This window comes from Paraburkholderia sp. GAS448 (genome assembly GCF_050435685.1).
Taxonomy (GTDB): Bacteria; Pseudomonadota; Gammaproteobacteria; order Burkholderiales; family Burkholderiaceae; genus Paraburkholderia.
In genome coordinates this window covers 54,684-64,308 of sequence record NZ_JBNDKT010000040.1, presented here as the reverse complement: position 1 = coordinate 64,308, position 9,625 = coordinate 54,684, and the positions used below count along the sequence as shown (strand labels likewise).

General features: G+C 57.8%; 6 protein-coding genes. 2 read left to right on the top strand and 4 right to left on the bottom strand.

All coding sequences use genetic code 11. The features are described 5' to 3' along the window. Nucleotides 1-105 precede the first annotated feature (105 nt). A complete protein-coding gene (locus P3T23_RS39765) occupies nucleotides 106-543 on the bottom strand; it encodes a hypothetical protein (protein WP_429321528.1) in 438 nt (145 codons plus the stop codon). Between the two features lie 398 nt (nucleotides 544-941). Between P3T23_RS39765 and P3T23_RS39760 the strand changes: the two genes are divergently transcribed. Continuing rightward, a complete protein-coding gene (locus P3T23_RS39760) occupies nucleotides 942-1,817 on the top strand; it encodes a cyanophycinase (protein ID WP_429321527.1) in 876 nt (291 codons plus the stop codon). Between the two features lie 282 nt (nucleotides 1,818-2,099). Next, a complete protein-coding gene (locus P3T23_RS39755) occupies nucleotides 2,100-2,924 on the top strand; it encodes a cyanophycinase (protein WP_429321526.1) in 825 nt (274 codons plus the stop codon). Between the two features lie 72 nt (nucleotides 2,925-2,996). Here the strand turns inward: P3T23_RS39755 and P3T23_RS39750 are convergent, their stop codons facing one another. The 3 genes from P3T23_RS39750 to cphA form a co-directional block, all read right to left on the bottom strand. Next, on the bottom strand, nucleotides 2,997-4,730 hold the full coding sequence (locus P3T23_RS39750; protein WP_429321525.1) for a transglutaminase domain-containing protein: 1,734 nt from the start codon (nucleotides 4,728-4,730) through the stop codon (nucleotides 2,997-2,999). Between the two features lie 152 nt (nucleotides 4,731-4,882). Next, on the bottom strand, nucleotides 4,883-5,167 hold the full coding sequence (locus P3T23_RS39745) for a hypothetical protein (protein WP_429321524.1): 285 nt from the start codon (nucleotides 5,165-5,167) through the stop codon (nucleotides 4,883-4,885). A gap of 89 nt (nucleotides 5,168-5,256) precedes the next feature. Beyond that, nucleotides 5,257-8,049: a cyanophycin synthetase gene (gene cphA / locus P3T23_RS39740; protein WP_429321523.1), complete on the bottom strand. Its 2,793-nt coding sequence runs from the start codon at nucleotides 8,047-8,049 to the stop codon at nucleotides 5,257-5,259. Nucleotides 8,050-9,625: the final 1,576 nt, after the last annotated feature.

Sequence of the window (9,625 nt, the reverse complement as noted above, 5' to 3'; positions counted from 1 at the left end):
GGCTCGTCGTCTCCGACGGCTACGCCGCCTTCGACTCCTCACCACCGGCCAAGATAGTTGTCAACGACCGGACACTGTAATTGTCGCGCTCCACGGGATGTCCGATTATCGACCACGTGCCGACAGCGTGGCTATGGAACGATAAGCCGAAGGGGTGACGCCGCAAGCCGTCTGCCACGCGTGGATCATATGGGTAGAATCAAAATAAAACGCAGCCTGAGCCGTCATGGCGAACGATTCTGTGCTGGTTCGTATTCGGTGTCCAGCAATGGTGATGCGCACTGCCTGCCTGATGAGGACGAACAGCAGACCATGGAGCGCAAGCTGCCGTTGAAGGGTTCGGACAGAGGAACGCGCCGCATCCAGCGGTGCGCGTCGCGCTGCAGAACTAGCGCGATGGTTGCGTGCGTGTGTCCGACCGTACGGTTTTGTGGGCGCAAAAAGTGCAAAGCTACGGCTAAGCAGCAACTGACGCGATAGCAGGATGCGTGCATCAGCAAGCGGATCCGCCCCCATGATCGGCACAAATGTCAATTCGGCCAATCGAGCTTCGTTGGTTGTGGCAGACGAGTTGCGGCGCCCCGGCGCCAAGGGTGGCCTACAATCTTTCGTTGGAAGCGTCAGCGCCGCACCACGTTTGTTCAGATTTGCACTTATTATGTGCATAGGCCCGTCGCGCGCTTGCCGCCAGGGCTGCAATTGGGGAGTTCCCTTTCTCAATCGCAGGCCCACGCAGAAGACCTGCGCGAGTTCCTGCCAACAAGAGCATCGGTCCGCTTTTTGCTTAGATTAGTAGACAGGTACAAGTTTGTTGTGACGCGAGGAGGATTCGAGCCTGTCCACGTGTTGCTGCATCCGAGGCCTCAGGCCTCGGGTTCGCGGGTTGCCGCAGAAGCGGATCCGCCACGGGCGCCGGTTAAATTTTGAGAAAGGAGTGAATGATGCGTCCCGGAAAACCGCTGAACGGTGCCACGCGAGGCTATATTATCCCGATCGGTGGCGCGGAAAATCGCGTTCAGAACCCGGTTATCCTGCGCCGCTTCGTGAAGCTTTGTGGTGGGTCACGTGCGCACATTGCAGTCATCCCCACGGCCTCCTCACTGGATGATACGGGGGATCTCTATGAGTCCGTGTTCCGCGATCTCGGGGCTGATCGCGTGAGCATCCTGCCGTTCAAGACCCGCGCCGACTGCGAGTCGGAGAGATACTTGAAGGTGCTCGATCGCGCTGACGGGGTCTTCATGACCGGGGGCGACCAGGTACGCCTCGCCGAGATGTTGAGCGACACGTCGGCGGCGGACAAGCTTCGTCACCGCAACGCACACGGCATGCACGTCGCCGGCACCTCGGCAGGGGCCTCCGCCATGTCCGCCGCCATGATCGCCGGCGGAAAAAGCGGGGCTACACCTCGCGCCGGGATGGTCGATCTGCAACCAGGCCTGGGTTTCATCAGCCGCTTTGTTATCGACCAACACTTCAGCCAGCGGGATCGACTCGGACGCCTGCTCACGGCGGTGGCCTCTATTCCATTTGGGGCCGGCATCGGGCTGGATGAGGACACGGCTGCATTCATCGGTCCAGACGATACGCTAGAGGTGGTAGGCAGCGGCAGCGTCACCATTATCGACGGGTCGAATCTTCGCAATTCCGCTGCAGATTCCGTCCGCCATGACGACCCAGTCGGCTTAACCGGAGTACGTCTGCATATTCTGGTTGAAGGCAATAAGTACGATCTCGGAACACATACCCTGTCAAGCGGCACGTTGTCCGCGAAGGGCTACGCCTCCAGCGGATCGAACGCCACTGCGTTGACATGATCGGTTAATAAACAAAACCCGGATCACCGACGACGCGAGCAGCGCTTGCCTGCATCGATACAGCGCGGCGAACCCCGGCCTTTTCAGGCCGGGGAGAATCTCAACCGCTCCACGCTCCGCTTCCCCATATAATCGCGAGAGGCACCAGCGACTGGGGCGGCAGAGGTAAGACGCCAGCTGATGCGAGCCCGGCAGCGGCAGAGCTTGGGCGAAAAGGCGGATTGCGTGGTAGCGGCACGAGACCTGGCTACTTTGCGATCTGGCACTCTACCGGAGTGAAAGTTGAGTCGTGCAAAGGCGTCCACGAGCGGCACACGAGGCTTTATCGTCCCTATAGGCGGCGATGGAAAACGAATACGGAGTGCCGCCATCCTGCGCCGCTTCGCGCAGCTCTGCGGCGGCTCCCGCGCACATGTCGGCATCATCTCTACCGCCTCCGAGATCCAGGACGCTGTTTATCGTTATGAAAGGGCGTTTCGCGATTTGGGAGTTGATCGGGTCAGTGTCCTGAAACTTGAGACCCGAGCCGCCTGCGAGTCGGAGCGGGCCTTGAACGTGCTCGATAGCGCCGATGGGATTTTCCTCATGGGGAGCGACCCAGTTCATCTTTCCGAGACGCTGGGCAGCACTTCCGTAACCCAGACGATCCGCAGCCGGAATGCACAGGGTATGCACGTGGCCGGCACCTCGGCTGGAGCCGCGTTCCTGCCCGAGCAGATGATCGCAGCCGGTCAAAGCGGCACGACACCCCGGGCCGACATCGTTCAATTGGCGCCGGGCCTGGGCCTGATCGGGCAGTTGATCATCGATCAGCACTTCCGCCACCAGGACCGGCTCGGGCGTCTGCTCATGGCCTTGACTTACAACCCGCTTGCCATCGGCATCGGCCTGGATGAAGACACGGCCGCCTTTATCGGTCCGGATCACACGCTGCAGGTGGTGGGTAGCGGTGGCATCACCATTGTGGACCCGTCCCAACTGCAACACTCCGCCATTCATCCAGATCGTCGCCATGCCCCTGTAAGCGTGATCGGCCTGCACCTGGACATTCTGGTTGAAGGCAGCCTCTATGATTTGACAACGCATATGGCGAGCATAAAGCGCTAATCCGGATTCACCCCGCCAAGCAAGCCTACGTTTTCGCAAGTCGTCCGGACCTCTCTCACAACGTTCCTGTACTCATGCGGCGTGGACCACCGAATCTCCGTCGCGGAACGATTCATGCAACGAAGCCTCCCGAAGGATCTTGATCTGGATGTCAGGAATAAAAAAGTCGGAATACATCAGATCGTTATCGACCTTTTCCCAGGAACCCGGCTTGCATATCTCGCACATCTTTTCCGTTCTGCTGTTTTCTATATAGATCCACGACAGAGCGCCAAAAAACCTTTCGTGCCTTTCCGGCATATTGTCCGATGAGCTTTCCATTGGCACCCACCCTACCGCGGGCACGTAGAACTCTACCCACGCATGATCATAATCCGGCGTGCAGACCGAGCCGACCCTTGTATATCTCAGTTTATACTCGGGCACCTTGAAATCCCCGACTGGTCTGCATGCCACTCCGCAAAGCCTCATTAACCCTATTAACAGCTCCATGTACTTTCCGCAGGTCCCTTCTCCGCCCCTCAAAGTCTCAACGGGACTTGTGTACCGGTTGTTATATCGATACTCCAACCTGCTATAAACATATTCGCGCACGGCTTTCGCAATTTTGACCACATTTCCACGCTCGCTCCTGGGCATCGCCGAAATCAGGTTCGCCGCGATGTCTTTTAATTCCTGCCTGCCCATATCATACCTGGATTCTTCTTTGAGAAATCGTGCCTTGATCTCATCTGGATAGCACGAATCCGCGACATTCAGCCTGTATCTTATTCCATACACTTCAATTACCGCACTGTAGCCAAAGGAGCGGCGTTCTCTATCAAGCTCGACTTCCGTCAAACTGAATTCGACAACCTCGTTGCCGCGCTCGTCTTTTTTTATAACACCAGGAACATCCCCGATTATCCTGATCGATTTCACCTTCTGTCTTCGCGTCTCGACAGGAATTGACAACCTGACGCACATCTTGACGCTCCCGATCTTCTCCAGAATATTACGGACAGGCTTCAGCATCTCAGCATAAGTAAATTCGAGTTCATACCCACCCGAAAGCCCGAAGCTTCCCGCCTCACCAAGGTCAATTATTTTATAATCGAGCCTCTCTATAAAGCCATCGCAAATATCCTTGTTGAGCTTTATATTTGGGCTACCGCCCACACCTGACTTCGAGTCCGCATCGTCAAAAACATCCCAGCTATTCTGATTATAGTATATGTAGATGTCAGGTTCTTCTTTATCTGACACGTTAACGGAAGCTATTCCCGACGCCCCCTCATGCGGTATTGTCAGTGACGCCAGATGCACCCCATCAAGGCTGTAGATATAAATAGCCCGATCGCCACTACTCAATATAAAAAGACAATCCCGATGCAAGGTAATATCGTTTATACCACTACCAACTTCGATCGTCCGTATCAATTCATTACTATCCAGAACGAACAAGGTCCCACCTTTGTCGAGCACGTAATATCTACCGCCTTTCCAGCAGAGCCCAACAATGTCCTTTGCTTCATCGATCGTGATGGGTTCCATGGCGTCACAGGCCATCCCGTTCTCTATCCCCACAGCATATATTGTGTTAACACGCGAATAATTTATAACACCGCCCGGTCGCATACATATCGCGCCCGCCCCCTTGAACTCGTGGAAGCTTCTGAAATTGACGACCCCTTGAAAGAACCCCGTCCGAACGTCAATTTTGCCAAGAGCCCCAAGCTGTGGATCCACAGCGAAGATCGCATCCGCTTCGTTGCTGTCGATCGAGCCGATATTCTTTGCAAAGAGGGGTCTAATCGATGTAACCACAAATCCCCCGACTCCTTTTGATCGATCAGGCATGGGCCGGGCTTACGCCCGACCCATTCTCTCCAGGTCTTGTCGGAGGCGGCGCTTGCGAGCGCGACAGAGTTCCTCGGGAGTGTGCGCTGCGCCTGCCACGCACAAGCGCACCAGGCCGGCTAATGCTCCCTGCCTCTCGACGCTTCTCGATCCCTGCCTCTCGAGGCTTCTTGCTCACTGCCTCTCAAGGCTTCTTCCTCATTGCCTCTCAAGGCTTCTTGAATAAAATCGGCGAAGTCCGAGAGATGTCTCATATTGGAATCCAGCGAATTGCGCGAAGACCCACTCATTGCTTCATGACGTATCAAGTCCAGGGCGACTTCGACGGCCATTCTCCGCTTCGAGAAGGCATCAAGCGTGGCGTCGTTATCGTTGTAGAGAAGAAATTTCTGTTTCTCGTCCATTTTGACTCTCCAAGGTATTGAACTCCATGAACGGCCTCGTGCTTCACCCGCCCTGGAGCCCTGTCACCGTAACCACGGCAAAAAGCGATTCAGTCTTCGATCTCTCGCGCCAGCCGCACGCCGCGCTCGTCACGGATGATCTCCATGCTACTACTGTCCCACTCGAACCCGCCCAGGTCGTCCAGACGGACCTTGACCCGGACCGGCCTTCTCTCGATGGCGTGCCCTGTTTGCGCATTCGGCCTGAAATGCACGATCTGCTCCCAGGCACGCGTGTAGTCCTCGCTCAACAAGAGAAGCAGGTCGCCAGGCCCGGCCATGTCGAGCGCCGACTGATTCGCCGCCTGCTCGTCGGCGATGACCTCGATCTGCTCTGCCCCGACCCCATTCTCGCGCAATGCTCCCCGCAGCATTTCCGGCACTTCGAGGTGATCGCGTCCACGCGAGTCGCTGTCCCGGTGACAGATGTAATGCTCAAAGTGGCCCGCAGCAATACGCCCGATCTCCAGGATATCCTCGTCACGGCGGTCGCCTGGAACCGTCAGCGAAACGATCTTCGCGCGCTCGGCTCCCAACCGGTCCACCAGGCCGCACATCGTCTTCACTGCCGCCGGGTTGTGGGCATAATCCAGAATCACCTTGAACGGATGCTGATCGCAAATGTTCAGGCGGCCGGGGGTCTGGAGGAAGGTGTTCTCAAAGGTGCGCAGGCCGTGGCGGATCCTTTCGGGATCGATCCCGAGGCCATGGGCGAGCGCCGCGGCGAACATCGCGTTCTGCACATTATGGAGTGCGAGCCCCTGCAGCGTAGCCGGGATCAGGTGCGTCCACAAAAGCGGAAAGCAGTGGCCGCTGTCCCACAGGCTGATCATGTGGCCGTTTATCTCTTCCTGCAGCACGACTGCCACGCCACCCGCCCGTATGTGCTCATTGACCAGGGAGTGCGCAGGGTTCATGGTCACGTAGCCCAAACGGTTTGCGTGGCTATGATCGGCCATCTTCAGGCACAAGGCGTCGTCGGCATTGAGGACGGCCATGTCCTTCGCCACTTCGATGACGATGCGCTTGACCTCCGCCATCTGCTCCACAGTTTCGACCCCACGCAGGCCGAGGTGATCGGCGCTCACGTTGAGACAGGCCGCTACGCTGGACTCCGGATATCCCAGACCCCGCCGCAGCAAGCCGCCGCGGGCCGTCTCGAGGACCGCGGCATCGACGGCAGAATCCGCAAGAATCGTGCGGGCGGACGACGCTCCGGTCATGTCACCCTTCACAGTCAGCCGTCCGTCGACATAGATGCCATCGGTCGTGCCCAGACCCACCGTGTACCCCGCCAGCTTCATGATATGAGCGAGCATTCGCGACGTGGTGGTCTTGCCATTGGTGCCAGTTATGCTGGCAATGGGGATGGTCCCGGGCGCACCGGGTGGAAACAGCATGTCGATGATGGGCCCGGCCACGTCCCTGGGCGTGCCTTCGCTGGGTGCCAGATGCATCCGTAGACCCGGGCACGCATTCACCTCGCACATGGCCCCGCCGGTCTCACGATATGACGCGGAGATGTCCGTGGTAATGAAATCAACGCCTCCCACGTCCAGGCCAATGGCCCTGATGGCCTGGACGGCCATCTCCCGGTTGTCCGGGTGCACGCTATCGGTGACATCGATAGCGGTGCCGCCGGTGGAGAGGTTGGCCGTGGCACACAGGTAGACGATCTCGCCCGGCTCAGGCACCGTCGCGGGGCCATATCCTTTATCGGCCAGGAGGCGTTGTGCCCCGCCGTCGAGCCCCACGCGGGTGAGCACGTTTTCATGCCCCACACCCCGGCGTGGATCCCGGTTGACCTCTTCCACCAACTCCTCGATGGTGTGAACGCCGTCGCCCAACACGTGTGCAGGGATGCGTCTGGCAACCGCCACCAATTGATCGTTGACCACCAGCATGCGGTAATCAGACCCCGGGATATAGCTTTCGACGAGCACTCCCTCGCTGTATTCCTGTGCCTTATCAAAAGCGAGTTCCACTTGCTCCGGCGTGGTAAGTTGAGTAGATACGCCCTGCCCGTGATTAGAGTCCAGGGGCTTGATCACGACGGGATAGCCGATGTCTTCGGCACGATGGACGGCGTCGCGGGCCCTATACACCTTGCGCTGCATCGGCACCGGCAGGCCCGCATCACGCAGGATCCCATTGGTCTCCTCCTTGTCTGAAGCCAGATCTACAGCGATCTGGCGCGTCTCGCTCGTGAGCGTCGCCTTGATGCGCTTCTGGAAGCGACCATAGCCGAGCCGTACCAGGCTGTTGCCGTTCACGCGCGTACACGGGATTGCACGCTTTCTGGCCGCACTTACCAGTGCGGCGGTGCTAGGCCCCAGGTCGCAACTTCGGGCATAACGGATGAATTCATCCAGTTCATGTTCAAAGTCGAATTCTTCATCGAGGTCCCGCTCCGGCTTCAGTTCGTCAGGAAGCAAATGCTCGATCAACGCCAGGGACAGGTCTCCGGCCTGCCGACCGATATCCTCGTCATGGTATTCGTAGACTATGTCGTAAAGCCCGCACGGCCCTGCGGCACGCGTCCTGCCAAAACTCACATCCGAGCCTGCCACCTTCTGCAGTTCGATGGCCACGTGTTCCATGACGTGACCCAGCCAGGTTCCCTCGCCTTCGCACATGCGCCGCACGAACCCGCCGGGGGTTTGATAAGAACAGCCATGTTGCTCAAGGCCGGGCAGATAGCCAAGAAGACGATCGATGAAGCCTTGGCCGAGACGGGCTGTTGGCCACTCTTCAAGGATCCCCAGATCGATGGTGTACCGAATGACCGGGAAATGGGCATGAATATTAGGTCCTTGGTAAGCTACGACTGACTTGACTTCCATTGCATGACCTCCTGCAGTTCTCGTTCCAGGTCAATGCTCTCTAAGGCTGCCGAAATCGTTACGGCCATGACCTGATCTGACTCGGTGGTGAGGTAGGTAGGAGACAAATTTGGACATCATGCATGCAGCGCTGCCCAGGATCACGCAAACACCAACGTGATGAGTCGAGCCTTCATTTCGTGCCAGCAATCCGCTCGGCCAAAATGGCTGAAGAGCATCGCCACGAAACGCCCCGCTTGACGGAGGGTTGCCGAGATGATCAGCGCTACCTTTCTTTTTGGCCCTGGTGCGCTCGATGAACTCGAGCACCTGACTGGATATGCTGCAGCGTGACCTCACGTCGGGTCTCCTGGCCGGTGGCGGATGCGTTAGACCGTCACCCACACCTTAACGCCCCAGCGTCATGATCTGTATTGGACAAGAGTGATTTCAGGCAAGGCGCGCGCCTTCGAGTGCGTCGCAACCGAAACGCACTCAGGGGTATCCCGAACACGATCCGCACTCGGAACAATCGCTGGCCGATCAGCCTCTTTAAAAATAGAGGCAATTCCGGATAAAGCAACGTTTTTCAGGCTAACCTTTGATCTTGCGACATCTGACTGCCTGTCGGTAGACTCAAGATGTGGCGCGTTAGCGGCGTAGATGGAAATGAACCTGTCACAACTTTTCACGTGAAAGTGTCACTTCCGACGTCCGCGGCATCCATCGCCGAAAACGCCCTTTGCATTCAATCACTTGACGCACGCGAAATAAACGTGTCAGCGCGCCGCTAGCGCTGGAACGAATCGTTTACCCGGAAACTGCGCCCGGCGGGCAGCCGTACGCGTGCTTCAGTCGTCGGTCTCGCTTGACCTCGGCACCCACGCATGTTGTGCCGATCCGCGTCACGTGTATTTGCCCGTAGCGACGAGCATCGAGACAGTTGCGAGCCACTCATGCAAGTGTAGGAACGCGTAAGCCAGCGACGACCGATTGCGGTTCGATCCCGCTTTCGCATTGTGCACGCCGGCGAGAGAATTGGCCGTAGCGACTACACGGTGACACGCACCAGATGCATCGGTACGGCCCCGCCAATAGTCGCGCATTCAGAATCTGGGGGGCTCGCGACCGTAGTGCAAACAGTGTGTCTCCAAGGCAATGCGACAAAGCCGGCGCGGCGAATCCGGATCGCGCGGTGTTGGTCCTGCTAGTCCGCGATACAGGTGCACGTATCCGCTGCGGAAGCGATGATTTCAATGTCCCATCCTGGCAGCGAGGGCGAAAAGCCGCTCATCATGGCCGTTTGAAAACTCAAAAACTTGTGGTTTTGCCCCGAGCGGCACGTGTTCACAGAGGCTGCCGCACCCGCGCTTGCCGTGGACACTCGCGAACGATCGTTTGCAACTCGCATGACGAAACCTCAGTACTGCCCGCTGGGCTGTCACGGGTGGCGCCAGGAATATCAGCCTCCGGATTCTCTTCTCCGTCCGCGATTCCATCTACTCAAATGCCGTGTGGATGCCAACACTAAGGTTGACCCAGAAAAACGGACATCTATCCTTTGGAGAAGGAGGTGCCGATTATGGGCAAGCATCGT